Annotated in this window: 20 protein-coding genes and 2 pseudogenes; 12 read left to right on the forward strand and 10 right to left on the reverse strand. The window is 67.2% G+C overall.

The window, feature by feature from the left end:
* The first annotated feature begins 133 nt into the window (after positions 1-133).
* From nadA to nadC, 4 genes are read left to right on the forward strand one after another with little or no spacing between them, the layout of a single operon-like run.
* The gene (gene nadA, locus VH88_RS02450; protein ID WP_231576555.1) at positions 134-1,225 is read left to right on the forward strand and encodes a quinolinate synthase NadA; all 1,092 of its coding nucleotides are present in this window, start codon (positions 134-136) and stop codon (positions 1,223-1,225) included.
* Between the two features lie 58 nt (positions 1,226-1,283).
* A complete protein-coding gene (locus tag VH88_RS02455) occupies positions 1,284-2,156 on the forward strand; it encodes a metalloprotease (RefSeq protein WP_045809825.1) in 873 nt (290 codons plus the stop codon).
* Positions 2,153-3,667, forward strand: a complete 1,515-nt coding sequence (locus VH88_RS02460; RefSeq protein ID WP_045809826.1) for an L-aspartate oxidase — start codon at positions 2,153-2,155, stop codon at positions 3,665-3,667. The genes VH88_RS02455 and VH88_RS02460 overlap by 4 nt, the downstream gene beginning before the upstream one ends.
* Positions 3,664-4,521: a carboxylating nicotinate-nucleotide diphosphorylase gene (gene nadC / locus VH88_RS02465; protein ID WP_045809827.1), complete on the forward strand. Its 858-nt coding sequence runs from the start codon at positions 3,664-3,666 to the stop codon at positions 4,519-4,521. The genes VH88_RS02460 and nadC overlap by 4 nt, the downstream gene beginning before the upstream one ends.
* Before the next feature lie 21 nt (positions 4,522-4,542).
* Here the strand turns inward: nadC and VH88_RS02470 are convergent, their stop codons facing one another.
* A complete protein-coding gene (locus tag VH88_RS02470) occupies positions 4,543-5,667 on the reverse strand; it encodes a cell wall hydrolase (RefSeq protein ID WP_082064342.1) in 1,125 nt (374 codons plus the stop codon).
* Between the two features lie 449 nt (positions 5,668-6,116).
* On the opposite strand from VH88_RS02470, the gene VH88_RS02475 reads away from it, so the two are divergent.
* Both VH88_RS02475 and VH88_RS02480 read left to right on the forward strand, forming a co-directional pair.
* Entirely contained in the window at positions 6,117-6,302 is a 186-nt protein-coding gene (locus tag VH88_RS02475) for a hypothetical protein (RefSeq protein ID WP_045809828.1), read from the forward strand.
* 246 nt (positions 6,303-6,548) lie between these two features.
* Complete coding sequence (locus VH88_RS02480; RefSeq protein ID WP_045809829.1) at positions 6,549-6,905, forward strand: DUF6481 family protein; 357 nt, start codon at positions 6,549-6,551, stop codon at positions 6,903-6,905.
* A gap of 63 nt (positions 6,906-6,968) precedes the next feature.
* On the opposite strand, the gene VH88_RS02485 is transcribed toward VH88_RS02480, so the two are convergent.
* A complete protein-coding gene (locus VH88_RS02485; RefSeq protein WP_231576556.1) occupies positions 6,969-10,208 on the reverse strand; it encodes a PAS domain S-box protein in 3,240 nt (1,079 codons plus the stop codon).
* 236 nt (positions 10,209-10,444) lie between these two features.
* Between VH88_RS02485 and VH88_RS02490 the strand changes: the two genes are divergently transcribed.
* From VH88_RS02490 to VH88_RS02505, 4 genes and pseudogenes are all read left to right on the forward strand, one after another.
* A complete protein-coding gene (locus VH88_RS02490) occupies positions 10,445-11,626 on the forward strand; it encodes a cell wall hydrolase (protein WP_045809831.1) in 1,182 nt (393 codons plus the stop codon).
* A gap of 79 nt (positions 11,627-11,705) precedes the next feature.
* Positions 11,706-13,643, forward strand: a complete 1,938-nt coding sequence (locus VH88_RS02495) for a PAS domain-containing protein (RefSeq protein ID WP_231576557.1) — start codon at positions 11,706-11,708, stop codon at positions 13,641-13,643.
* A 48-nt stretch (positions 13,644-13,691) separates the two neighbouring features.
* Positions 13,692-14,114 (forward strand): annotated as a pseudogene (locus VH88_RS02500) (response regulator); the annotation flags it as partial.
* Between the two features lie 69 nt (positions 14,115-14,183).
* A complete protein-coding gene (locus tag VH88_RS02505) occupies positions 14,184-15,143 on the forward strand; it encodes an aldo/keto reductase (RefSeq protein WP_045809833.1) in 960 nt (319 codons plus the stop codon).
* 16 nt (positions 15,144-15,159) lie between these two features.
* Here VH88_RS02505 and trxB read toward each other — a convergent pair whose 3' ends face one another.
* Positions 15,160-16,167: a thioredoxin-disulfide reductase gene (trxB, locus tag VH88_RS02510; protein ID WP_045809834.1), complete on the reverse strand. Its 1,008-nt coding sequence runs from the start codon at positions 16,165-16,167 to the stop codon at positions 15,160-15,162.
* A 69-nt stretch (positions 16,168-16,236) separates the two neighbouring features.
* On the opposite strand from trxB, the gene VH88_RS02515 reads away from it, so the two are divergent.
* Positions 16,237-16,527: a hypothetical protein gene (locus VH88_RS02515; RefSeq protein ID WP_052689467.1), complete on the forward strand. Its 291-nt coding sequence runs from the start codon at positions 16,237-16,239 to the stop codon at positions 16,525-16,527.
* 124 nt (positions 16,528-16,651) lie between these two features.
* Here VH88_RS02515 and VH88_RS02520 read toward each other — a convergent pair whose 3' ends face one another.
* From VH88_RS02520 to VH88_RS02540, 5 genes are all read right to left on the reverse strand, one after another.
* Positions 16,652-17,659, reverse strand: a complete 1,008-nt coding sequence (locus tag VH88_RS02520) for a mitochondrial fission ELM1 family protein (protein ID WP_197070968.1) — start codon at positions 17,657-17,659, stop codon at positions 16,652-16,654.
* Positions 17,650-18,123 (reverse strand): transcription elongation factor GreA, encoded by a 474-nt coding sequence (gene greA, locus VH88_RS02525; RefSeq protein ID WP_017504734.1) that lies wholly within the window; start codon positions 18,121-18,123, stop codon positions 17,650-17,652. Before greA ends, VH88_RS02520 begins: the two co-directional genes overlap by 10 nt.
* A gap of 146 nt (positions 18,124-18,269) precedes the next feature.
* Positions 18,270-18,470 carry a hypothetical protein gene (locus VH88_RS02530; RefSeq protein ID WP_045809837.1) on the reverse strand — a complete coding sequence of 67 codons (201 nt, stop codon included), beginning with the start codon at positions 18,468-18,470 and terminating at the stop codon, positions 18,270-18,272.
* Positions 18,471-18,524: 54 nt separating this feature from the next.
* Positions 18,525-19,190 carry a glutathione S-transferase family protein gene (locus VH88_RS02535; protein WP_045809838.1) on the reverse strand — a complete coding sequence of 222 codons (666 nt, stop codon included), beginning with the start codon at positions 19,188-19,190 and terminating at the stop codon, positions 18,525-18,527.
* Positions 19,191-19,264: 74 nt separating this feature from the next.
* The gene (locus VH88_RS02540) at positions 19,265-19,465 is read right to left on the reverse strand and encodes a hypothetical protein (protein WP_045809839.1); all 201 of its coding nucleotides are present in this window, start codon (positions 19,463-19,465) and stop codon (positions 19,265-19,267) included.
* 127 nt (positions 19,466-19,592) lie between these two features.
* Here VH88_RS02540 and VH88_RS02545 point away from each other — a divergent pair.
* Positions 19,593-20,891 (forward strand): annotated as a pseudogene (locus VH88_RS02545) (dicarboxylate/amino acid:cation symporter).
* Here VH88_RS02545 and VH88_RS02550 read toward each other — a convergent pair.
* Positions 20,881-21,159 (reverse strand): DUF1294 domain-containing protein, encoded by a 279-nt coding sequence (locus VH88_RS02550; RefSeq protein WP_045809840.1) that lies wholly within the window; start codon positions 21,157-21,159, stop codon positions 20,881-20,883. The pseudogene VH88_RS02545 and the gene VH88_RS02550 sit on opposite strands and share 11 nt — an antisense overlap.
* Before the next feature lie 70 nt (positions 21,160-21,229).
* Positions 21,230-24,529, reverse strand: a complete 3,300-nt coding sequence (gene carB / locus VH88_RS02555) for a carbamoyl-phosphate synthase large subunit (RefSeq protein ID WP_045809841.1) — start codon at positions 24,527-24,529, stop codon at positions 21,230-21,232.
* Positions 24,530-24,531: the final 2 nt, after the last annotated feature.

Here is a 24,531-nt window from a genome sequence, read left to right on the forward strand (position 1 = left end):
TCCGCACTGTTGGGAACGGTTTTTGCACATCGCAGTCGTCGGTGAGTTGCGGAAATAGGAATGCATTTCCTCTTGCACAGCGCCCGCATCGGCCTACATTGCGCCTGCTTATGCTAAATGTGAGCATAAGGGTATGGAGATGATCATGGCTGACGGCGCCTTTGGTCTGACGAAAGAGTTGGAGCGGGAAACCGCCGGGGTGTGGGCCAAGGTCAAGGACCACGTCACGCCGCTGGAATGGCCTGCGCAGGCGCGGCTGATCAGCGAGATCAACCGGCTGAAGCGCGAGCGCGACGCCGTGATCCTGGCCCATAACTATATGACGCCCGAGATCTTCCACGGGGTCGGCGACTATGTCGGCGACAGCCTGGGGCTGGCCAAGGAGGCCGCGCGGTCGGATGCGAGGGTGATCGTCCAAGCGGGCGTTCACTTCATGGCCGAGACGTCCAAGATTCTGTCGCCGGAAAAGACCGTGCTGATCCCCGACCTGCGCGCCGGGTGCTCGCTGGCGTCCTCCATCACCGGAGCGGATGTGCGGCTGATCAAGCAGCGCTATCCGGGTCTGCCGGTCGTGACTTACGTAAACACCACCGCCGATGTGAAGGCCGAGACCGACATCTGCTGCACCAGCGCCAACGCCGTTCAGGTGGTGGAATGGGCGGCGAAGGAATGGGGCGTGGACCGCGTCATCCTGATCCCCGACGAGTTCCTGGCGCGCAACGTCGCGGCCCAGACGACAGTCGGCATCATCGCCTGGAAAGGCCGTTGCGAGGTGCATGAGCGGTTCACGGTGGACGATATCGCCGAGATGCGCGCCGCCTATCCGGGCGCGGAAATCCTGGCGCACCCCGAATGCCCGGAAGATGTGCTGGCGGCGGCGGACTTCGCCGGATCGACGGCGGCGATGACCGACTATGTCGAGGCGCGCCGGCCCAGACAGGTGGTGATGATCACCGAATGTTCGATGGCCTCGAACGTGGCCGGCGACGTGCCGGGCGTGCAGTTCATCGGCCCGTGCAACCTGTGCCCGCACATGAAGCGGATCACGCTGCAGAACATCCACGACTGCCTGCTGAACATGCAGTTCGAGGTCACGGTGCCGGCCGACATGATCGAGCGTGGACGCCTGGCGGTGCAGCGAATGATCGACCTGCCGCCGCCCGCCATTCCCGCGCGCTACGACCTGGTCAAGGCGCGCCACCACGTCGATGTGGAGCTGATCTGAGCGTGACGCGGCGATCGGTCCCGGCGACGGGGCGGATCCTTGCGCCCATCTGGACGCCATGAGCAACACAGACACGACAGATCAGACGCCTGACCGTACTCTTGGCCGCACGCCGGGACCGTGGGACGCCAGGCCTGAAACGACACGGGCGCGTGAGACTGCGCCGGCGCCCGCAGCCGAAGCGCCGATCGATAAGGACCAGAGCCTGGTCTGGGCGATACTGTCCACGGCGCTGATGGGCGGCTTCCTGTGGTGGATCACGGGCAGCGCCATCGTGGCGGGCGCGGTGCTGATCGGCCTGTTCGTCCATGAGGCGGGCCACGCCCTGGCGATGAACAAGCTCGGCATGGGGCCGGCCCGCATCTACATCATCCCGTTCCTCGGCGGCCTGGCCAAGGCGCGGCGTGAGCCGAAGAGCGAGTGGGACGGGGTTCTGGTGTCGTTGGCCGGACCGGCGTTCGGCCTGCTGGCGATGATTCCCTTCGTCGGGGTCTGGATGGTTCTGGGGCAGGGCGAATGGCTGATGGGCGCCTTCTTCATCGCCATGCTCAATCTGGTGAACCTCGTGCCGGCGCCGCCTCTGGATGGATCCAAGGCTCTAGGGCCGATCCTAACGCGTGTGCATCCGCGTCTGGAGCAGATCGTGCTGCTGGTCATCGGTGTCGCGGTGGTCTGGTGGGGGCTGACGACCGGGCGGTTCATCCTGGCCGCCTTCCTGGCCCTGTCGGTGTTTAGTCATCTGAAGCGCGGCGTCTGGCGTGCGGCCTGGGGCACGCTGAGCTGGTCCGAGGCGGGCAAGAGCCTGGCCCTCTATCTGCTGACCCTGGCGGTGTGCGCGGCGGCGGCCGTCGGCGCCCTAATGCCGATGACCGCGGGCGATCCGTCCGGCGCAGTGCAGTTGGGCCTCAACTACCTGGGCTTTGGACGATGAACCGAACGCGGCATGACGGACCTCTGATCGTCGGGGCGGGCCTGGCGGGGCTGTCGGCCGCGCTGGAGGCGGCGAAGGCTGGGGCCAAGGTTCTGGTCGTGACGCCCGAGCCTTTGCTGAACGCCTGTTCGTCCGCCTGGGCGCAGGGCGGGATGGCGGCGGCGCTGACAGGACAGGACTCGGCCGCATTGCACGCCAGGGATACCGAGGCGGCGGGCGCAGGTCTGGTCGAGCCGGTCGCGGCGCGCGCCCTGACCGACGCCGGGCGCGAGACGGTCGAGTGGCTGGCGGCCCTGGGCGCGCCGTTCGACCGGAATGCGGACGGCGGCTTCGTCGTCAGCCTGGAGGCGGCCCATTCCGTTCCCCGCGTGGCCCGGGTCGGCGGCGACGGGGCGGGCCGGGCCATCCTGTCGGCCGTCGTTGCGGCGGTGCGGGCCGAAAAGTTGATCGAGGTCTGGGACGACGCGCGGCTGAAGGCCCTGTCGCAGGACGCCCACGGCCGAGTGGTCGGGGCGGTGGTCGTGCGCGGCGACCGCCTGGTCGAGATCACGGCGACGGCGGTGGTGCTGGCCACGGGCGGGGCGGGCGGTCTGTTCGCAGCGACCACGACCCCGGCGGCGTTGAAGGGCGAGGGGATGGCCCTGGCCGCGCGCGCCGGCGCGGAAATCCTCGATCCCGAGTTCGTGCAGTTTCACCCCACGGCTATCGACGTTGGACTGGACCCCGCGCCGCTGGCGACCGAGGCTTTGCGGGGTGAGGGCGCGCGACTGATCGATGGTCAGGGGCGCTTTCTATTGGGCGAGGCGGACGACGCCGATCTGAAACCGCGCGACGTGGTGGCGCGCGCAGTTCATGCGGCGTGCGCCGACGGGCGAGGAGCCTTTCTGGATGCACGCACGGCGATCGGGGACGAGTTTCCTCATGCGTTTCCCGCCGTCTTCGGTGCCTGTATGCGCGCCGGTCTGGACCCGCGCGTCAGCCCGATCCCGGTGATGGCGGCATGCCACTATCACATGGGCGGGATCGCCGCCGATGCCGACGGCCGCACGACGGTCGCGGGCCTTTATGCGGTCGGAGAGTGCGCGGTGACCGGCGTCCACGGCGCCAACCGGCTTGCGTCCAACTCCCTGCTGGAAGCGGCGGCCTTCGGTCGACGCGCGGGCCGGTCGGCGGCCCAGGAAGTCGGCGGCGGCCGCCCCTTGGCGGCTGACATCTCGCCCGACCTGCCGGATGCGGCGATGGCCGAACTGCGGACCGCCATGACGGCTCATGCGGGTGTCGTGCGTGCTGCGCAGGGACTGCAGACCCTGATCGCCCTTATCGACCGGCTGGAGAGCCGGCACGGGCCGGCGGCCGTCCTGTTGGCGGCGAGGCTGATCGCCAAGGCGGCTTTGGACCGGCGCGAGAGCCGGGGCGGGCACTACCGGTCGGACTATCCGCAGACGGATGGGGCGGCGGTGCATACGCGAGTGCGGATTCCCCACCCGGCGGCGCTGGAGGCGGCGGAATGAGACGACTTCCAGAAGTTCTGATCGAGCCTGTCGTGCGGCTGGCGCTGACCGAGGATCTGGGTCGAGCCGGCGATGTGACCGCCATGGCCTGCATCCCAGAGGGTGCGCGGATGAAGGCGGCCTTTGCAGCCAGGAAGCCCGGTGTTCTGGCGGGCATCGACTGCGTGCGTCTGGCCGTTCTGGCCATGGACCCCAGGGCATCGGTCGATTTGAGATTGAGAGACGGCGACGCCTTTGACGCGGGCGCCGTGCTGGCTGTTGTCGAGGCCGACGCGCGCGCCTTCCTCTCGGCCGAGCGAACGGCGCTCAATCTGGTCGGACGGCTCAGCGGCGTGGCGACCTTGACGCGCACCTATGTCGAGGCCGTCGCCGGGACGAATGCGCGGATCGCGGACACGAGGAAGACCACGCCGGGGCTGCGCGCGCTGGAGAAGCACGCCGTGGCCTGCGGCGGCGGGATTAATCATCGCTTCGGTCTGGATGACGCCATCCTGATCAAGGACAATCACGTCGCCGTCTGCGGCGGGGTCGCCGAGGCGGTGCGCCGGGCCAGGGCCTTTGCGCCGCATCTGATGAAGGTGGAGGTCGAGGTCGATGGGCTGGATCAGCTGGACGCCGTATTGGCCCTGATCGAAGAGGGCGCGGCGCCCGATGTCATCATGCTGGACAACTTCAGCCTCGACGACCTGCGCGCCGCCGTTGCGCGCGTCGCAGGGCGGATCGTGCTGGAGGCTTCGGGCGGGGTCGATCTGACAGCGGTGCGCGGCATCGCCGAAACGGGCGTGGACGTCATCTCGGTGGGCGCCCTGACCCATTCGGCGCCGGTTCTCGATATTGGCCTGGACGCGCTCTGACCGCTTGCAGGCCTCCGCCGATCAAGCGGGGCTGGAGGCCGTCTCGGCGACGTCGGTCTTGGCCGGCGTGTCGTTCGCCCGTGCGGGGCGGGAAGCCGGCTGGGACGCGGCGGCGCGTGTGGCGGCAGGCGAAGACGTCGTCGACTGGGCCGCCGGCGCGGGCAGGGCGCGACCTTCCTGCGCGAGCACCATCGAATAGGCGACCGCCTGTCCGGCCTGACGCGCGGTCTCGACCGGGTTCAGGCCGGCCTGGATCAGGCGCGGCTGGTCCGCCGGCGCCGCGCGACGGGCGGCATAGGTGAAGGTGCCGCCGCTGCTCGAACGGCCGCCGAAGCGATAGAACAGATGGCTGCCGACCTGGCTGACCTGCACCAGCGACGAACGCCAGCCCGGCGTCACGGCGGTGGTGTGGAAATGGGTCGCATTGCCGACGCGCGAGAAGACCGACCCCGACATGGCGTTCGAGGCCACGGTCCTGGCGCGGTTCCAGGCGGCCTGATTGACCCGGCCGCGCATCGCGCCGGAGCAGGTGAAGGAGAACTGGCAACCGGTGCTGCGCGCCGCGCCCTGGAAGACGACGCCGCAGACGGTCTTGGGGAAGGCGGGGTGGCGCACGCGGTTCAGGACCACCTGAGCCACGGCCTTCATGCCGTCGGCGCCTTCGCCACGGGCTTCGTAATAGACGGCCTGGGTCAGGCAATCGAGATCGCGGCTGGCGTCCAGGGCGTTGGCCACGCGGAAGGCGGGCGCGGCGGTCGGTGCGGTCAGGCTGGCGCGGCGAAGATTGGGATCGCCCGGCGCGCGGAGTTGTTCGAGACGAGCGGCCAGCAGTTCGGCCTGTCGATCGCGCTGGGCCGAGCCCGCGCTGGTGTAGGGATCATGACGGCGCGCGATGGTCAGGGCGCTGGCGTCGAGGCCGCCGGCGGCGGCGGCAAGGGCTTCTTCCGTGAAACCGGCGGCGGTGGCGCCCTGAATCCGTTCGGCCTGGGCGCGCAGCGTCGTCGCGCGCGCCGTCGTGCCGCCCAGATAGGCGCATCCGATCGCCAGTCCCAACAGACCGCCAAAGGCTGCAGCCGCCGTCATGGGCTTGATCTTGGCCACACGATCGGCGCGCAAAATGGCGCGCGTCTGCGAGGAATGCGACAACGAGGTAGTCCTGTTCAGCAGGGCGAGAAACGCGGCCCCCGGGGTAGTCTTGCCGGCAAGGCGACCCATTGCGGTCGCGGTCCAGCCTGCAAATTCCGGCGCTCGGCTCACTGGCCCGGGCGTCGAGGACGGGCCTTTAGCCAGCCTTTTATGGCCTCAATGTGTTCGATTCGCAATCCTATGGTTAACGCGTCGATTTCGGTGAGCATTTTTTAGTCTCGGCGCCCTGTGTGGCTGCAAACCGGCAAGGTCGGATAAATCTATCGCTTGAATACTGTATCCGACTACAGTGAGACTTGTTATCTGTAGATATGTTGCAGCGCGACAGACTAAAACGTACATATCAAATCTGTTTAGAAATGTGGCCTGGAGTGTCCACGCAACTAGAACCCAAGCCAGGAACCGCTGTGCGGCGTTTGCGTTGAAGCGTGGCCTTTGGAGAGAAGCCCATGACAAAAATCATAACCCTGACCGCAGCCGCTGCGGCGGCGCTCGCCCTGTCCGCCTGCGGCACCACCATCGAGCAGAAGGCCGCCAGCGGCGCCATCGCCGGCGCGGTCGTCGGCGGGCCGGTCGGGGCCGCCGTTGGCGGCGCGGCCGGAACGGCTGTCGGTCAGGCGCAAAAGCCGAACTAAGACCGCCTTGATCGACGCACGCTCTTATCGCCGCGCTTGCGATACGGGCCGCGTCGCTTATCTGATTGAGGTGTTGCGGCCGCGCCGCCGCGACGCTTCAAATGACGCATCAGGCCGATTTGCGGGCTGCGAACCTTGATTTTCGCGCGCTTATCGGCTTTGTGCGCCCCGCTTCGGGCCGTGCGTGGCGCAGCCTGACCCCCGACGACCGCCCTGGTCGCTCACAAGGAACCCTGACGCTTTCGCATGAAAGATCTGAAGACCGGATTCTCCGACCGCATTACCGCCCAGCAAGAGGCCAAGAAGGCCCTGCTCGCCAAATTCAAGCCCAAGGCCGCCGCGCCCGATCCCGAGTTCGAGCTGCTGGCCGAAAAGCGCGCCGCCGAAAAGGAAGCCCTGCGTCAACAGCACGAACTGGCCAAGGCCGAGCTGCGTCGCGAGAAGGCTGAAAAGGAAGCCGCGCGTCTGGCCGCCGAACTCGCCGCCCAGGAAGAGATCGACGCCGAGAAGCGCGCCGACCGCAAGGCGCGCAAGCAACTGACCAAGGAAGAGCAGAAGGCCAAGCGCGACGCACGCTACGCCGCCCGCAAGGCCCGCCGCTAAATCCAGCTGCAGCTCCAGACAGATCGACGCGTCGCATCGCTGCGGCGCGTTTTTCTTTGGCTGTCAGATCGCCGGAGCAGCGCTTAGGCGTTCCAGCAGGGCGCGCAACTGGTCCGACGAATAGGGTTTTCTCAGCAGCGGCCAGACCGTGTCGGCCAGCACCGCATCCACGTCTTCGCCGACGTAGCCCGAGGTCAGGGCGATCCGCAGATCCGGCCAGCGCGCCGCCGCCTCGCGCGCCAGTTCGATCCCGCTCATGCCGCCGGGCATCACCACGTCGGTCAGCATCAGATCGAAGTCGTCGGCCTGAAGGAACTTCAACGCATCGTCGCCCGTCTCGGCCCAGTCGACCTCCAGCCCGAAGCCTTCCAGGATTTCCAGCGCGATGGCGGCCACGCCCGCGTCGTCCTCGACCAGCAACATCCGCCCGCCCTCGACCAAGCCGGCGCCATCCGCGGCGACCAGGCTCGACGTCACTGCGGCGTCTTCCGCCGACAGCGGGGCCAGGAAGATGCAGATTTCGGCCCCGCGCCCCGGCTCGGAGATGATCTGGACCCCACCGCCCGACTGCCGCGCGAACCCATAGACCTGGCTCAAGCCCAGGCCCGTCCCCTTGCCGACGCCCTTGGTGGTGAAGAAGGGTTCGAACACCCGGTCGCGGATGTCCGGCGACATGCCTTCGCCGTTGTCGGCGACGCTGACGCAGACATAGTCGCCGGCCGACAGTTCGGCGATCTGTCCGGCTTCGACGGTGCAGGCCCGCGTCTGCACGGTGATGCGGGCCTGGCGGCCCTTGGCCCCGGTCACATCGCCCAAGGCGTCACGCGCATTGACGATCAGGTTCAGCAACGCGGCTTCGAACTGGGCCGGATCGACATTGGCGGGCGCGCCGCCGCGCTTCAGCTTGACCTTGAAGTCCACGGCCTCGCCGACGGCCCGACGCAGCAGCGGTTCGCTCTCGCGGATAAGGGCGTTGAGATCGATCGGCTCGGGCCGCAGCGCCTGACGACGCGAGAAGGCCAGCAACTGATGCGTCAGGCTCTCACCTCGTCGCGCCGCCGCCAGCGCCGCTTCGCCCAGCTTCTTGCGCTTGGCCGCATCCTCGCTGCGCAGGATGATGTCCAACGCCCCGATCACGACGGTCAGCAGATTGTTGAAGTCGTGCGCGACCCCGCCGGTCAGCCGCCCCACCGCCTCCATCCGCTGGGCGTGGACCAGTTGCGCCTCGGCCTGGGCCTTTTCGACCAGGGCCTCGTCGACCCGTTCTTCCAGCAGTTCATTGATGCGTTTCAGATCGTCTTCGGCCCGCTTCGCGTCGGTCACATCCAGACAGGCGCCCACATAACCCTGGAATAGGCCCGAGGCGTCAAAGCGCGGCACGCCTTCGGTCCGCAGCCAGCGCGGGCCGAGCGTCGGGTGGTTGATCCGCGTCAGCGCCTCGAACCGATCCCGGGCCACGAAGGCGCGCATGAAGGCGGCGGCGAAGACCCCTTCATCGTCCGGGTGGATCAGGCGTCGCCAGCTATCGGGCAGGTGCGCATCGGCCTCCACGCCGAAGAAGGTGCGATAGCGCCTGTTGGCGAACACCATCTGGGCGGCATCGTCGCTCATCCAGATCAGGGCGGGGGCGCTGTCGGCGACGGTGCGGAAGCGGTTTTCGGATTCCTCCAGTCGCGCCTGGGCCGTGCGCATGTCCGTCACGTCGAACGCCACGCCCACGAAGCCGACAACCTCCTGACCCGCCAGTCGGGGACGTGAGAAGGATTTCAGCCAGCGCCATTCGCCATCGTGACGGCGATAGCGCGCCTCCATCGAAAAGGGCTCGCGCGTCGCTTCTCCATTCACGGACTCCGCCAGAATGCGCGCCTGATCCTCAGGATGCAGCACGTCGCGCCAATCCAGGTTGAGAACGGTCTGATAGTCCGAGCCGTGGAAATCGACGTAGGCGCGGTTGACGAAGGCGCGCGTGCGATCCTGTTTCGTGACCCAGATCAGAACCGGCGCGGTGTCGGCGATGGCGCGGAAGCGCTGCTCGCTCTCACGGGTCTCGTTTTCCGCGCGGGCGCGCTCGACCTCGGCCCAGGTGCGCGCGGCGACTTCCTCGACAAGGCTGACCTCAGCCTCGGTCCAGTCGCGCGGGGTCGCGGAATGGACATAGAGGAACGCGCGCAAGCGTCCGGTGCGGATCAGCGGCGCGCGCACCAAGGCGCGGGTCTGGATGGCGTCGAAGGCGTCGGCGACCGCCGCCGTCCGAGGATCCTCGCGCACATCCGAAATCTGGATGGTGCGGCCTGCGTTCAGGTCCGCGATCAGACCTTCGCCAAAGGCGTTCAGGCTGAACTGACCCTGGGCGCTTTCGACGCCGGCGGTCCAGTCGCGGCTCATGGAGACGACGCCTGCCGCCTGATCGACCTCGCCATAGCCCACCCGCTCGACATCCAGCAGGGCGCCAAGGGTGCTCTCCACATCGGCCATGATGTCTTCGGGATCGGTCAGGTCGCGCAGTCGGTCGCTGAGATCCAGCAGGAAGGCCTGACGTCGCGCGGCGCGCGCTGCGGCATCCAGCGCCTCGTGGGTTTCGGTCACGTCGAACGAAATGCCGGCATAGCCGACGAAGGCGCCTTGGCCATCGAAGCGTGGACGCACGACGGCCCGCATCCAGCGCCAGACGCCATCCTGTCCCTGAACGCGCGCCTCCATCTGGAACGGTTTACGATCAGCCGCGCCGGCCTTCTCGGCCGCCTTTACGGTTTCCAGATCGTCGGGGTGCACGGCTGTCTTCCAGCCGCCTTCGCGCAACGCCTCGATGTCCAGCCCGTGCAGGGTGAAGACGGCGGCGTTGACGAACTCGAACTCGCCCTTGGCGTCCAGCAGCCAGATCGGCGAGGGGGCGGTATCGGCCAGTTCGCGGAAGCGGGTCTCGCTTTCACTCAGCCGCGACAGAGCCTTACGCAGTGATGACCCCACCAACGCGAAGAACAGGCCGACCAGAACGAAGTTCCAGGTCGCCGCACCGCCGATGGCGTCAAGCACGCCATCCTGACCGGTCGCCGTCAGCGCGACGATCGCCCAGCCGCCGCCGGTGCAGACCAAAAGCGCCGCCAGAGCGCCCGTCCAGCCGGCCGCCAGAGCCGCCAATGTCACCGCCGGCAACAGGATGGTGAAGCCGGTCACCTCGCCATACAGCGGCGACGCCGCCGCCCGGATCGCCAGCCCGGCGAGCGCGATGCCGATCCCGATCAAAAGACGACGCGACGCAGAGGGCGCGGGCAAGCGCGCCAGGCCGACCAGCCAGCGATCCATGCCTGCGATCCGCCCTTTCGATCCGCCTGCGCTCATATCGTCGGTTCGCCCCACCAGCGACGCGTTTGCGCCGCTGGAACATAGCTTTACACCTTGCGTTTGGGGCGACCACCCCTGACGCGCAAAGGGGTGCGATAACGGCGGTCGTCGTGGCGCCGGAAAATGGCCTATAAGTCGGACTAGACGCGCGATCTCAGCGAAAGGCCGTTGCGCCGATCGCGGCTGTTGGACCCTGAATGACCCGGTTGCCCTGGAAGACGATGTGGAAGGCGCTCAGGCGTTCGGCGGCGGCCTTGCCCGCAGCCGGCGCGGTGCTGGGCGTCGCCATGGCGGCAGGGTCTAGCGTCCGTCCCGATATGGACCGGACCGCTGAGGCGGTCTCGCGCATCACCGGCGGCGATCTCGGCGCGGGCGGGTTGGCGGCGATCAAGGGGCGTCTGACCCCGTCGCAGCTGGCTATCGCCATGCGGCATGATCCCAACCTTCTGCAGCCGGCTCTCTACGGACTGACGCCGGGTTGGGAGAGCCTGACGCTGGCCGGCAAGCCGGGTCTGGAACCCGGCAAGAGCGGCCTTGAGGCCCAACGTCTGAACGCGGCGATGGCGCCGGCGTCCGGCGCGCTGCGTCCCGCCTTGCCGTTCGTGTTCAAGGGCAGCGCCGAGGATCGCAGGCGGGCTTTGCGCTGCCTGACCCAAGCCGTCTATTACGAGGCGGCGCTGGAGCCGGACAACGGCCAGGCGGGCGTGGCGCAGGTGGTCCTGAACCGCGTGCGCGATCCGAACTACGCCAACACCGTCTGCGGCGTGGTGTTCGAGGGCGCCGAACGCGTCACCGGCTGTCAGTTCAGCTTCACCTGCGACGGCTCGCTGAGCCAGGCGCCGGTCGGCTGGGCGTGGGATCGGGCGCGCAAGGTGGCGGAGCGGGCGCTGAACGGCGCCGTGGCTCAGGACGTCGGCACCGCCACCCACTACCACGCCGACTATGTGCATCCCTGGTGGGCGCCGACGGTGGCCAAGGTGACGCAGATCGGTGCGCACATCTTCTATCGCTGGAAGGGCGTCTATGGCGAAACGGCCGCCTTCCGCAAAACCTACAATGGGCGCGAACCGGCGATCGACGAGGCGCGCTTCTCGCGTCCCCGTATGACGATCGCGGCGGGCTCCGCAACCGGCGGCGCCGATCCCGATGCGCCGGTCAAGGATGCGCCGTTGAAGACGGTCGAGATCAATGGCCAACAGCGGGTCGTCGGCGTCGTCAGCCTGGGCGGTCGGCGCCTGCCGACGCGTGACGAAGTCGCCGCCATCAACGCGCGCCTGAACGCCCTGGAGCGGCCCGCAGCCGCCACAAAGCCGGCCGCTCCGGCCCCGGCGGGCGTCACGACAATGGATGTGGAGGAAGTCGGTCGCCCCGTGAACTGACATCCAGCATTGCAACGCTTCGTCACTCCGAGCATTGATGTCGATGGCCGGGCCTGACCGGCCCAACGAGGACGCCTGCTTGACCCACCCCGAAGTCGATTGTCCGAGGTGGGACGGAGCCGACCGTCTGAAGGCCCTGACGAGTTACGGCGTGCTGGACACGACGCCTGAAGGGTCGTTCGATGATCTGGCGTCGCTCGCCGCGCGCATCTGCGAAGCGCCGATGGCCGCCGTCAGTCTGGTCGATTCCCAGCGTCAGTGGTTCAAGTCCGAGGTCGGTCTGGGCGTGCGCGAAACGCCGCGCCCGCTGTCGTTCTGCGCACACGCCATGCTGGGCGACGACGTCATGGTCATCCCCGACGCGATGCAGGATAACCGCTTCATCGATAATGACCTGGTGACGGGCCCGCCGCACATCCGCTTCTATGCCGGCTATCCGCTGAGGACGCCCGACGGCGTGCCGCTGGGCGCCCTTTGCGTTCTGGATGACAAGCCGCGCCCGCAAGGTCTGACCGAGCTTCAGCTCATGGCGCTCAAGACCCTGGCGCATCAGGTGATGACGCAACTGGAGCTGCGTCGCGCCCTGTTGGACCGGGACCTCAGCGACCGCACCGCGCGGCTGGCGATAGAGGCCTCGGCCTATGTCGGGGCCTGGGACTGGGACATTCCCGAGAACCGCGTGATCGCCGACGAACGCTTTGCTCGCATGTATGGCGTGGATCCCGAAGCGGCGCGCGAGGGCGCGGCCATCGAGGTTTTCACCAGCAACGTCCATCCCGACGACGCCCAGCGCGTCGCCGACGAGATCGACCGGGCCATGACGGGCGACGGCGCCTTCGTCAGCGAATATCGTCTGGGCCAGGGCGATGACGAGCGTTGGGTTCTGGCGCGCGGTCAGGTCTATTTCGACACGGAGGGCAAGCCGATCCGCTTCCCCGGCGTCGCGGTGGACATCACTGAGCGCAAGACCATCGAGACGGATTTGGCCGAAACCGCTCGTGCTCTCAGTGAAAGCGAGACCCGGTTTCGGGTTCTGGCCGACGCCATGCCGCAGATGGTATGGTCCACCCAGCCCGACGGTTTCCACGATTACTACAACGCGCGTTGGTATGAGTTCACCGGCGTGCCGGTCGGCTCCACAGACGGCGAAGGTTGGAACGATATGTTCCACAAGGACGATCAGGAGCGGGCTTGGACGGCCTGGCGTCACTCGCTTGAGACGGGCGAGCCCTACGAAATCGAATACCGCCTGAAGCATAATAGCGGCGTCTATCGCTGGACGCTGGGACGTGCGGTGGCGATCCGTGACGAAGACGGGCAGATCACGCGGTGGTTCGGCACCTGCACCGACATCGATGAACTGAAGCGGCTGGAGCAGGGCCGCGAGCTGGTCAGCCAGGAGCTGAGCCACCGGATAAAGAACATCTTCGCCGTGGTCACCGCCCTGGTCGCCTTGTCGGCGCGCCAGTATCCGGAGGCCAAGGCGTTTGCCGCCTCGCTGCGCACACGCATCGCCGCCCTGGCCCGGGCGCATGAGTTCGTGCGACCGCATACAGAGACGTCCAAGACCACGATCGGTGCGACGACGCTGCATTCCTTCCTGTCCGACCTGTTCAAGGCCTATACGGACGAGACGGGCGGCACGCGCGTCATCATCCGGGGTGAGGACGCCGTCTTCGACGACCAGGCGGCGACTTCCGTGGCTCTGCTGTTCCATGAGCTGGCGACCAACGCCGCCAAATACGGCGCCCTGTCCGAGCGCGGAGGAGTCGTGACGCTCGACACGGAACGACAGGAGGATCGCTTCGTCCTGACCTGGTCGGAAACGGGCGGTCCGGTCATCCAGGGCATGCCGCAGCGCACCGGCTTCGGTTCCTCCCTGGCCAGTCTGTCGGTCGAGGGACAGCTGGGCGGTCGGTTGTCGCGCGAATGGCGACCAGAGGGTCTTCAGGTCATCGTGGATCTGCCGGCGACGGCCTTGTCCAGGCGACGCGCGGCGGGCGGGTATTCAAATTAGTCCTCTATTGAAACCTATCCCTCACACTGACGTTACGTACGTTCCCGAACCCCCGACCGAGCCATGACTGCGCGTATCGTCATCATCGAAGACGAAGCTCTCGTTGCGATGGAGCTCAGGTTCGTCCTGGAGGATCTCGGTCACGAGGTTCTGGGCGTCGCCGCGACCGCACAGGCCGCGCGCGATCTGGTGCGCGAGAACGACGTCGATCTGGCGCTGGTCGACATCCACCTTTCCGATGGTCCGACAGGGATCAATCTGGGTCGCGAACTGGGCCAGGACATGGGCGTCTCCGTCCTGTTCATGACGGCCAATCCCGGCATGGTGCGCGAGGGCGTGGCCGGCACCATCGGCGTCCTGTCCAAACCGACCGACGAACATGCGGTGCAGACGGCCGTGGATTACGCCCTGCGTCGGCGTCAGGGCCAACCGGTCGATTACGCGCCTCCGGGTCTTCAACTCTTCGGCTGACCGCCGCCGAGGCGGTTGCGGTCGTAGCGATGCGGCATATGTCGAGGGCTCCCCAGAGGAGACCTCCCCATGACAACCCTTCCCAAACGCAAGCTCGGCTCCAGCGGCCTGGACATCGCCCCCTTGGTGTTCGGCTGCAACGTCTTTGGCTGGACGGCGGATGAGGCGACGTCATTCGCCCTGCTGGACGCCTTCGTCGAGGCCGGCTTTGACGCCATCGATACCGCCGACGCCTATTCGCGCTGGGTCCCGGGCCATTCCGGCGGTGAAAGCGAGACGATCATCGGCAAGTGGCTGAAGGCGCGCGGTCGGCGCGACGACGTCAAGATCCTGACCAAGGTCGGATCGGACATGGGGCAGGGCCACAACGACCTGTCGCCGGCCTGGATCGAGACGGCGGTCGAGGCGTCGCTGCGCCGGCTCCAGACCGACTATATCGACCTGTATCAAACGCACTGGCCCGATCCGAAGACGCCGCAGGAGGGGACGCTGCGCGCGCTGGACAAGCTGGTGCAGGCCGGCAAGGTGCGCGCCATCGGCACGTCCAACCATTCGGCCGAGCAGGTGTCCGAGGCTTTGGATATCTCGCAACGTGAGGGTCTGGCCGCCTATGCGACGATCCAGCCGCACTACAACCTCTACAGCCGCGACACCTTCGAGGGCGGGTTGCAGGATTTGGCCGTCGAGAAGGGCTTGGGCGTCATCACCTACTTCAGCCTGGAGAGCGGCTTCCTGACCGGCAAATACAAGACCGTCGATCAGATCGCCGGGACCAAGCGCGAGGGCATGCTGAAGGACAAGTTCGACGAGCGTGGCGTGCGCATCCTGGCGGTTCTCGACGCGGTGGCTCAGAAGAACGAGGCCACGCCCGCCCAGGTCGCCTTGGCCTGGCTGCTGGCCCAGCCGGGCGTCACGGCCCCGATCGTCAGCGCCACCTCGACCGAACAACTGGCTGACACGCTCAAGGCGGCGACGCTTAGGCTGTCAGATGAGGATCTGGCGGAACTGACGGAGGCCTCGGCCTACTGATCGCGCAGGATCGGGGTCACCAGACCCCGATCTTCTCCGCCTCGGCGTGGCTGATGGGGTGGTGAGCCTTGGCGTGGTCCTCTTCGGCGAGGAAGCGGCTGACTTCCAGGGCGGCCATACAGCCCATGCCGGCGGCGGTCACCGCCTGGCGATAGACGTCGTCCGTCACGTCGCCGGCGGCCCAGACGCCTTCGATCTCGGTCGAGGCGGTGCCGGGCTTGACCCTCAGATAGCCGCCGGCGTTGGTCTCGAGCTGGCCCTTGAACAGTTCCGACGACGGGGCGTGACCGATGGCGATGAAGACGCCGTCGGCGGGGATTTCCCGGGTCGAGCCGTCCTGGACGTTCTTGAGCCGAACGCCGGTGACGTTCTTGGCCATGCCGTCCACAACGCCGACGATCTCCTCGATCGCCGAGTTCCAGATCACCTCGACCTTGGGGTGGGCGAACAGCCGGTCCTGCAGGATCTTCTCGGCGCGAAACTCGTCGCGGCGGTGAACGACCGTGACCTTGGAGGCGAAGTTGGTCAGGAACAGCGCCTCTTCGACGGCGGTGTTGCCGCCGCCCACGACCACGACTTCCTTGCCGCGATAGAAGAAGCCGTCGCAGGTCGCGCAGGCCGAGACGCCAAAGCCCTGATAGGCGGCCTCGCTCTCAAGCCCCAGCCATTTGGCCTGGGCGCCCGTGGAGATGATGACGGTCTCGGCCAGCATCTCCTCGCCGCTGTCCAGCGTCAGGCGGAACGGCCGTTGCGACAGGTCGGCGGAGACGACGATGTCGTGGATGACCTCGGTTCCGACATGCAGGGCCTGGGCCTGCATCTGCTCCATCAGCCACGGGCCCTGGATGGTGTCGGCGAAGCCGGGATAGTTCTCGACGTCAGTGGTGATGGTCAGCTGGCCGCCCGGCTGGATGCCAGCGATGACGACGGGGTTCAGCGAGGCGCGGGCGGCGTAGATGGCGGCGGTCCAGCCGGCGGGACCGGAACCGATGATGGCGACGCGAACGGTACGAGCTTGGGTCATGGCCCCTATTTAGGCGGTGATTCCCGTTTGCGCGATGCTAGTCTCGCCCGACATGAAGGGGAGATGGGGATGACGAACAAGAACGCGGCCTTCTTGCCGATTGGGATCGGTCTGGGCCTGTCAATCGGCGTGGCGCTGGGCGTGGCGTTGGACAACGTTGGCCTGGGTCTCGCTCTGGGCACGGCCATCGGATCAGGGTTCGGCGTGGCTCTGATGGGGGCGGCGAACATGAAGGCCAAAAAGGGCGGCGGATCGGACGGCGGCGCTGTCATGCCGTCATCGGATACGTCCCAGCCCAGCGACTCTGACTGCAGCGCGGACAGCGGCTGTGACGGCGGCGGCGGGGGTGGCGGCGACTGAAAAGGCCGTTTCAGAATCTTTTTGTGCACTTTTGTGCAGATTTTTGCGAACCGTTCTTAGAAGGCCTGCTGTTGACGGTCGTCACCTTAGGGCGTGACGGCGTCAGGAACGGACGTGGGTCTCGCTATCGCGTCTGCATCGCTTCCAGAACGGCGCGCGCGGCGCGGTCGGTCTCGGCCAGCGGCTCGTAGGTCCAGCCGTCCAGCGCGCCGTCGAACGGACGGGTGGCGCCGCGCGATTGCAGGTCGTCGTGCAGGTGGGCGAACTTGTCGCCGGCCTTCAGCGGGATCATCGGCAGGACATGGACCGGCTTGCCGGTGGAGGCGGCCTCGGCCGCCATGTTGGCGCTGTCCTCGGTGACCAGGATGTGATCGGCGAAATGCAGGAAGCCGAACAGGGGATTTTCGCCTGTCCCATCCCAAATCCAGCCCGGCAGGTCCGAAAGGCGCGCCGTCATGACGGCCTTGGCGGCATCGGGCGTCCGGCGTGAGAAGGTCAGCATCAGTGCGCCGCCGGATGCTCGTACGGCGTCGGCGATCTGGTCGGCCAGTTCAGCCGCATGGGCGGGGGGCAGGTCGAAGGCCTTGGACTTGCCGCCGATCAGCACCGCGATGCGCGGATGGGGCAGTGGGGCGATCCGGTCGGCGAAGGCGGGTGCGGCCTGGGCGATCCGCTGCGGCGTGATGCGGTGGGGCGAGCCGGTGATCTCGAAGACATTGTCGCCCGACAGACCGTCATGGGCGGGGGCGACGATCAGGTCGTAGCGGTCGTTGGCCCAGCGGGGATCCTGGGTCTGAACGATAAAGGTCTTGCCGCCGCTCCAGGCCTTGATGCGGGTCGACAGCGGCAGGGTCGCGCGACCCGTGGCGATCCACAGATCGGGCCAGGGGCCGGTCAGCGGCGCGGACGCCAGCATCGCCGGGGTCTTCAACGCCGACGGGAGGCGGTCGAAGATCGGCCGCCAGCGGATATGTTTGATCGTGATTTCGGCCGGGGTCAGGCGCTGAACGGCCTCGGCGAGACCCAGGGCCTGATTCTCGATGCCGGCGCGGCCGTCGGAGACGACCCAGATGGCCAAGGGATCGGGAGAGAGGGGGCGCGCGGACGCCGCCCCCGCCACTGTTACTTCCACTCGACCTTGAGGATCTCGTACGCCTTCACGCCGCCGGGGGTGTTGACCTCCACGACGTCGCCGACCTCCTTGGAAATCATGGCGCGCGCGATCGGCGAAGCGATCGAGATCTTGCCCTTCTTCACATCGGCTTCGTGTTCGCCGACGATCTGATAGGTGGCCTCTTCCTCGGTGTCTTCGTCCACCACGGTGACCGTGGCGCCGAACTTGACCTGGCTGCCCGACAGTTTGGACACGTCGATGACCTGGGCGCGGCTGATCTTGTCCTCGATCTCGGCGATCTGGCCTTCGATCCAGCCCTGACGCTCCTTGGCGGCATGGTATTCGGCGTTTTCGGACAGGTCGCCGTGCTCACGCGCCTCAGAAATGGCGGCGATCACGCTCGGCCTTTCGACCGACTTCAATTGCTTCAGTTGATCGTCGAGGACGCGGTAGCCCTCGGCCGTCATCGGCACTTTTTCCATTGTGTCGTGATTTTTCTGGTTCGCCCGGAGACTGGAAAGACGCGAGATAAGCACACAAAAGGCCGCGGGGCGGGCGCGGCCGGGCATCAAGACTAGGGTTTCTCGCTCAGCAATTCAAGAGCGTAACGCCCGCCCCGGTTGACCCCTCAGGCGCGGGCCGGCGGTTCGGGCTTGTGGTCGCGCCGGAGGACGCCCTTGATGAGGCTGTAGGCCAGCCAACCCACGGCGGCGAGGCCGGCGAGCATGAAGATGCCGGAAATCAAGGCGGCTCCTGCCGCCATGAAGGCGAGGACGAAGGCGACGGCCGCAGCCAGTCCGGCCACGATCTGAATGGTTTGAAGGCGCATGAGACCTTAACGCCCTCGACCACGGCGGGTTGCGCCGTCGCGATCACGATCCGATCACGCGTAGCTGTAGGGACCGCCGCGTTCGAGCGCGCGCTGATAGGCGGGCCGTGCATGGATGCGGTTCAGGAAGGCCTTCAGGCGGGGCTTGGTCTCGGCATCGAAGGCGCGGTCGGCGCCCGCCTCGACCGGAAAGCTCATCATGATGTCGGCGGCGGTGAACTGATCGCCCGCGAACCATTCCGAGCGGCCCAGTTCGTCTTCCCAAAAGCCGACATGGGTGCGCAGTTGCGGGTCGACGAAACTGGCGATCGCCTTGTTGGCGACGCCATTGACGATGGGTTTCAGCAGAGCGGGGGCGCGGCGCGGCAACATGCTGAAGACCAGCTTCAGCAGCAGGGGCGGCATGGCCGACCCCTCGGCATAGTGCAGCCAATAGGTGAACCGACGGCCGTCCTCGGTTCCCATCGCCGGACGCAGGCGGCCTTGGCCGTAGGTATCGAGCAGATATTCGACGATGGCCCCGGTCTCTGCGACCTTGACCGCGCCGTCCTCGATGACCGGCGACTTGCCCAGCGGGTGTATCGCCAGCAGTTCGGGCGGGGCCAGTCGGTTGCCGGGGTTTCGTTCGTAGCGCACGACCTCATAGTCGAGGCCCAGCTCTTCGAGCAGCCACAGGACGCGTTGCGAGCGGCTGTCGTTCAGATGGTGGACTTTGATCATGGGTCGGCTCCGGGGTGGGGGCGAGGCGTGACTATTCGCAACGCCGCCCCAGAAGTCGAGCGGCGATTGCGGCCTCAGCGCGGACGGCGACCGCTCCAGCGTCCGCGCGGTTGCGGAGTGACCTTGGGCTTGGCGCCCTCGCGCCGGCTGCGCCACACCTCATAAGCCAGGGTCGCCAGGGCCAGTTTGCCGGCGTGGCGTCCGGCGACGCGACGGCCGCCCTTAGAGAGCAGTAGGCTGCCGATCAATGGGACGAGTTTGTGCAGACGGGACATGATGGAGTTCCTTTCGTCGCATCAACGCGCTTTATGCGACCGGGGTTCGCCCTGCGACGACATGAACTGTCAGCGACCGACAGAAGTTTGACGCGCGCGATGCGTCAAGCGGTGCTAGCGCTAGGGTATGAGCCAATCCCGCATCGCCGCCTTCTTCACCTCCCTGAGCTTTTTCGTCATCGCGGCCCTGGTCGCCGGCGTCGTCGTCGGCGCCCTGGCGCAAGGGTCGCAGGCCGCCTGGCTGACCGGCGCTTTGGGCGTGGTCGAGAGCCTGGGCCAGGTGTGGCTGAACGCCCTGCGCATGACGGTCATTCCCCTGGTGTTCAGCCTGCTGGTGACCGGCATCGTCTCCATCGCCGATGCGGCGGCGACGGGCCGGATCGCGGTGCGGTCGCTGGTGGTGTTCGGCGTGCTGCTGGTCGGGGCGACGCTCTATGCGATCCTGGCGGGTCTGGGCCTGCTGGCGGTCTGGCCGATCGATCCGCAGGCAGGGCGTGTGCTGCTGGCGGGCGTCAGCGCCGAATCCTTGGCGACCGTGGGCGAGGCGGCGCGCACCGACGGCCTGCGCGCCTTCCTGGCCAGTCTGGCGCCGGCCAATGTCATCAAGGCGGCGTCCGACGACGGGGTGCTGGCGGTGGTGGTCTTCGCCGTCGCCTTCGGCTTCGCCGCGACGCGGATCAAGGCCGAGCTGCGGCGGCCCCTGGCCGGCTTCTTCGAGGCGGTGGCCGAGACCATGGTGGTCATCGTCCACTGGGTGCTGCTGGCGGCGCCGTTCGGGGTGTTCGCCCTGGCGCTGGGCGTGGGTTTGCGCGCGGGCCTGGGGGTGGCGGGGACGCTGGCCCATTATGTCGCCATCGTCTGCCTCAGCCAGATCGGCCTGATCCTGATCATCTATGTCGTGGCGGTCGTGTGGGGGCAGATTTCGCTGGGCCGGTTCGCGCGCGCCGTGGCCCCGGCCCAGGTCGTCGCCGTCTCGACCCAGTCGTCGCTGGCCAGCCTGCCGGTCATGATCGAGCGCGCGCGCGACTGGCTGGGCGTGCCACAGACCTCCGCCGGCCTCGTTCTGCCGCTGGCGGTCGCGGTGTTCCGCATCACCAGCCCGGTCGCCAATCTGGCGGTCTGCCTCTATGTGGCGCAGTTGCACGGGGTGGAGTTGGGACTCGGCGTGCTGATCGCCGGCGGTCTGACGGCCATCGCCGTGTCCATCGCCTCGGTGGGCCTACCGGGCTAGGTCAGCTTCTTCGCCGCCATCGGCCCCATCTGCCTGGCCATGGGCCTGCCGCTGGGCGTGCTGCCGCTGCTGCTGGCGGTCGAGGTCATCCCCGACATCTTCCGCACCGTCGGCAACGTCACCGCCGACCTGGCCGCGACGCGGATCGTGGCGGGTGAGGATGGGGCGGGCGAGGGCGATCGCGTTATAGAATGACCCAGGCGGCGGCGCCCGCCAGCAGGATCAGGTGAAGCAGGACGATCAGGCCGAACTGGGTCCTAAACGGCTCCTTGCGCGTCTTGTGGCGCAGGATGTGCTGACCCATCCAGGCGCCCAGCCCGCCGATCAGGCCGAACAGCAAGAGCGTCGATTCCGGCGTGCGCCACAGGCCGGCCTTGGCGCGCCGCTTGTCCCTGGCGAAGGCGAGAAACCCCAGCACTTCGCCGCCCAGGATGGCGATCAGGGCGAGGTCGAGATTGGACATCGGCGTGTCTCCGGTGTTCGGCCGCTACAGCCTCGCAGCGTGCGGCCGAAAACCGGAGATTTCGTCAACGTCAGGCGTAGTCCTGGATCGCCCGCACATCCAGGTCGCCGGCCTTGATCGCGCCGATGGCCTGGGCAACCGCCAGGGCGCCGGCGGTGGTGGTGTAGTAGGGCATCTTCATCATCAGGGCGGTCCGGCGCAGCGAGAAGCTGTCCTGCAGCGACTGCTTGCCTGATGTGGTGTTGAAAACCAGCTGAACCTCGCCGTTCTTCATGGCGTCCACGATGTGCGGGCGGCCCTCAAGCACCTTCTTGACCAGCTTCACCTCCAGCCCCTGTTCGACCAGATAGGCATGGGTGCCGCCGGTGGCCATCAGGCTGAAGCCTTCGGCCAGCAACGTCCTGGCGGCGTCGACGATGAAGGGCTTGTCCTCGTCCTTGACCGAGATGAAGGCGCAGCCCGAGGTCGGCAGTTTGGCGCCGCCGCCGATCTGGGACTTGGCGAAGGCGCGGGCGAAGGCGGGGGCCATGTCGGCCTCTCCCGACCGCTTGAAGTCCAGGCCCATGACCTCGCCGGTCGAGCGCATTTCCGGGCCCAGGACGGTGTCCACCCCGGCGAAGCGGGCGAACGGGAAGACGGCTTCCTTGACCGCGATATGGTCGTAGGGCTTGTCCGTCAGACCGAAGGATTTCAGCGGCACGCCGGCCATGACCTTGGCGGCAATGGAGGCGATCGGTTGGCCGATGGTCTTGGCCACGAAGGGCGCCGTGCGGCTGGCGCGCGGATTGACCTCCAGCACGAAGATGCGCGGGTTTTCGCTGTGCGGCTCCTCGATGGCGAACTGCACGTTCATCAGGCCGCGCACCTTCAGGGCCTTGGCCATTTCCGTGGTCTGGCGCTTCAGCTCGTCCACGATCTCGGGCCGCAGCGAGAAGGGCGGCATGGAGCAGGCGCTGTCGCCCGAGTGGACGCCAGCCTCCTCGATATGTTCCAGCACGCCGGCCACAAAGACCGTCTCGTCGTCGCACAGGGCATCGACGTCCACCTCGGTGGCGCGGTTCAGATAGTGGTCGATCAGGACCGGATCGTCGCCCGAGACGCGCATGGCCTCGTGGACGTAGCGGTCCAGCTGCTCGCGGTCGTGGACGATCATCATGCCGCGACCGCCCAGAACGTAGGAGGGACGTAGCACGACGGGATAGCCGACCTCTTCGGCCTTCTGCGCGGCTTCCTCGGCCGAACGGGCCAGGCCGTTGGGCGGCTGGCGCAGGCCGATGCCTTCCAGCATCTGCTGGAAGCGCTCGCGGTCCTCGGCCAGGTCGATGGAGTCGACGCTGGTGCCCAGGACGGGGATGTCATCCTCTTGCAGGGCGTGGGCCAGCTTCAGCGGGGTCTGGCCCCCGAACTGGACGACGCAGCCGATCAGCTCGCCGTTCGAGCGCTCGACCTCGATCAGCTCCAGCACGTCCTCGGCCGTAAGCGGCTCGAAATACAGGCGGTCGGAGGTGTCGTAATCGGTCGAGACGGTCTCGGGGTTGCAGTTGACCATGATCGACTCGACGCCGATCTGGTCGAAGGCGAAGGCCGCGTGGCAGCAGCAGTAGTCGAACTCGATGCCCTGGCCGATCCGGTTCGGACCGCCGCCCAGGATGATGGCCTTCTTCTTGTCCGACGGTTCGCTCTCGCACTCAGGGATCTGGCCGAGCGCGCCGGTCTCATACGTCGAATACATATAGGCGGTGGCGCTGGCGAACTCGGCGGCGCAGGTGTCGATCCGCTTGAACACCGGGCGGACGTTCAGGCCGCGACGGGCGGTCCGGACGGATTTTTCGCTTTGGCCGGTCAGCTGCGCCAGACGGGCGTCGGAGAAGCCCTTGGACTTCAGACGGCGGAACTCGGTCGGGTCGGTCGGCAGGCCCTTGACCCGGACGTGGCCTTCCTCGCGAACAATGTCGGCGATCTGGCGCAGGAACCAGGGCTCGTAGGCGCAGGCGGCGTTGACCTCTTCGACCTTCAGCCCGTGGCGGAAGGCCTGGGCGATGACGCGGATGCGGTCGGGGGTCGGAACGCCCAGCGCCCGCACGATGGCGCCGCGGGCCGTGGCGTCGTCCTCGGCGCCGGCGACGCCTTCGATCTCGACCTCGTCAAAGCCCGACAGGCCGGTCTCAAGGCCGCGCAGGGCCTTCTGCATCGATTCCTGGAAGGTGCGGCCGATGGCCATGACCTCGCCCACCGACTTCATCGAGGTGCCCAAGAGGGGCTCGGATCCCGGATATTTCTCGAAGGCGAAGCGCGGGATCTTGGTGACGACATAGTCGATCGACGGCTCGAACGACGCCGGCGTGACCTGGGTGATGTCGTTGGTCAGTTCGTCCAGGGTGTAGCCGACCGCCAGACGCGCCGCGACCTTGGCGATGGGGAAGCCGGTGGCCTTGGACGCCAGGGCCGACGAGCGCGACACGCGCGGGTTCATCTCGATCACGACCATGCGGCCGTCGGCGGGGTTGATCGCCCACTGCACGTTCGAGCCGCCCGTCTCGACGCCGATTTCGCGCAGCACATTGATCGAGCCGGTCCGCATCCGCTGGTATTCTTTATCCGTCAGCGTGAGGGCGGGGGCGACGGTGATGCTGTCGCCGGTGTGGACCCCCATCGGATCGACGTTCTCGATGGAGCAGATGATGATGCAGTTGTCCGCCGTATCGCGGACGACCTCCATCTCGTATTCCTTCCAGCCCAGCACCGACTCCTCGATCAGCACCTCGGTGGTCGGCGACAGGTCCAGGCCGCGCAGGACGATCTCCTCGAACTCCTCGCGGTTGAAGGCGATGCCGCCGCCGGTGCCGGCCAGGGTGAAGGACGGGCGGATGACGGCGGGCAGGCCGACGAACTCCAGCCCCTCCAGCGCCTCTTCCATCGAATGGGCGGCCTTGGAGCGGGGCGATTCCAGGCCCAGCTTGTCCATCGCGTCGCGGAACTTCTGACGGTCCTCGGCCTTGTCGATCACCTCAGCCTTGGCGCCGATCATCTCGACCCCATGCTTCTTCAGCGCGCCGGATTCATGCAGGGCTAGGGCCGTGTTCAGCGCCGTCTGGCCGCCCATCGTCGGCAGCAGGGCGTCGGGCTTTTCCTTGACGATGATCTTCTCGACCATTTCGGGCGTGATCGGCTCGATATAGGTGGCGTCGGCCACCTCCGGGTCGGTCATGATGGTGGCGGGGTTCGAGTTGACCAGGATGACCCGATAGCCTTCCGCCTTCAGCGCCTTGCAGGCCTGAACGCCGGAATAGTCGAACTCGCACGCTTGGCCGATGACGATCGGGCCGGCGCCGATGATGAGGATGGACTTGATGTCTGTGCGCTTGGGCATCG

This window comes from Brevundimonas sp. KM4 (assembly GCF_000964075.1).
Classification (GTDB): Bacteria; Pseudomonadota; Alphaproteobacteria; order Caulobacterales; family Caulobacteraceae; genus Brevundimonas; species Brevundimonas huaxiensis.

Excerpts from the sequence above, each read along its gene's own strand:
- VH88_RS02475 (WP_045809828.1), top strand. The coding sequence starts at position 6,117 with ATGACAAAAATCATAACCCTGACCGCAGCCGCTGCGGCGGCGCTCGCC.
- VH88_RS02455 (WP_045809825.1), top strand. The coding sequence starts at position 1,284 with ATGAGCAACACAGACACGACAGATCAGACGCCTGACCGTACTCTTGGC.
- VH88_RS02550 (WP_045809840.1), bottom strand. The coding sequence starts at position 21,159 with ATGTCCAATCTCGACCTCGCCCTGATCGCCATCCTGGGCGGCGAAGTG.
- greA (WP_017504734.1), bottom strand. The coding sequence starts at position 18,123 with ATGGAAAAAGTGCCGATGACGGCCGAGGGCTACCGCGTCCTCGACGAT.
- trxB (WP_045809834.1), bottom strand. The coding sequence starts at position 16,167 with ATGACCCAAGCTCGTACCGTTCGCGTCGCCATCATCGGTTCCGGTCCC.
- VH88_RS02540 (WP_045809839.1), bottom strand. The coding sequence starts at position 19,465 with ATGTCCCGTCTGCACAAACTCGTCCCATTGATCGGCAGCCTACTGCTC.
- carB (WP_045809841.1), bottom strand. The coding sequence starts at position 24,529 with ATGCCCAAGCGCACAGACATCAAGTCCATCCTCATCATCGGCGCCGGC.
- VH88_RS02485 (WP_231576556.1), bottom strand. The coding sequence starts at position 10,208 with ATGGATCGCTGGCTGGTCGGCCTGGCGCGCTTGCCCGCGCCCTCTGCG.
- VH88_RS02535 (WP_045809838.1), bottom strand. The coding sequence starts at position 19,190 with ATGATCAAAGTCCACCATCTGAACGACAGCCGCTCGCAACGCGTCCTG.
- VH88_RS02515 (WP_052689467.1), top strand. The coding sequence starts at position 16,237 with ATGACGAACAAGAACGCGGCCTTCTTGCCGATTGGGATCGGTCTGGGC.
- nadA (WP_231576555.1), top strand. The coding sequence starts at position 134 with ATGGAGATGATCATGGCTGACGGCGCCTTTGGTCTGACGAAAGAGTTG.
- VH88_RS02505 (WP_045809833.1), top strand. The coding sequence starts at position 14,184 with ATGACAACCCTTCCCAAACGCAAGCTCGGCTCCAGCGGCCTGGACATC.
- VH88_RS02480 (WP_045809829.1), top strand. The coding sequence starts at position 6,549 with ATGAAAGATCTGAAGACCGGATTCTCCGACCGCATTACCGCCCAGCAA.
- nadC (WP_045809827.1), top strand. The coding sequence starts at position 3,664 with ATGAGACGACTTCCAGAAGTTCTGATCGAGCCTGTCGTGCGGCTGGCG.
- VH88_RS02530 (WP_045809837.1), bottom strand. The coding sequence starts at position 18,470 with ATGCGCCTTCAAACCATTCAGATCGTGGCCGGACTGGCTGCGGCCGTC.
- VH88_RS02460 (WP_045809826.1), top strand. The coding sequence starts at position 2,153 with ATGAACCGAACGCGGCATGACGGACCTCTGATCGTCGGGGCGGGCCTG.
- VH88_RS02490 (WP_045809831.1), top strand. The coding sequence starts at position 10,445 with ATGACCCGGTTGCCCTGGAAGACGATGTGGAAGGCGCTCAGGCGTTCG.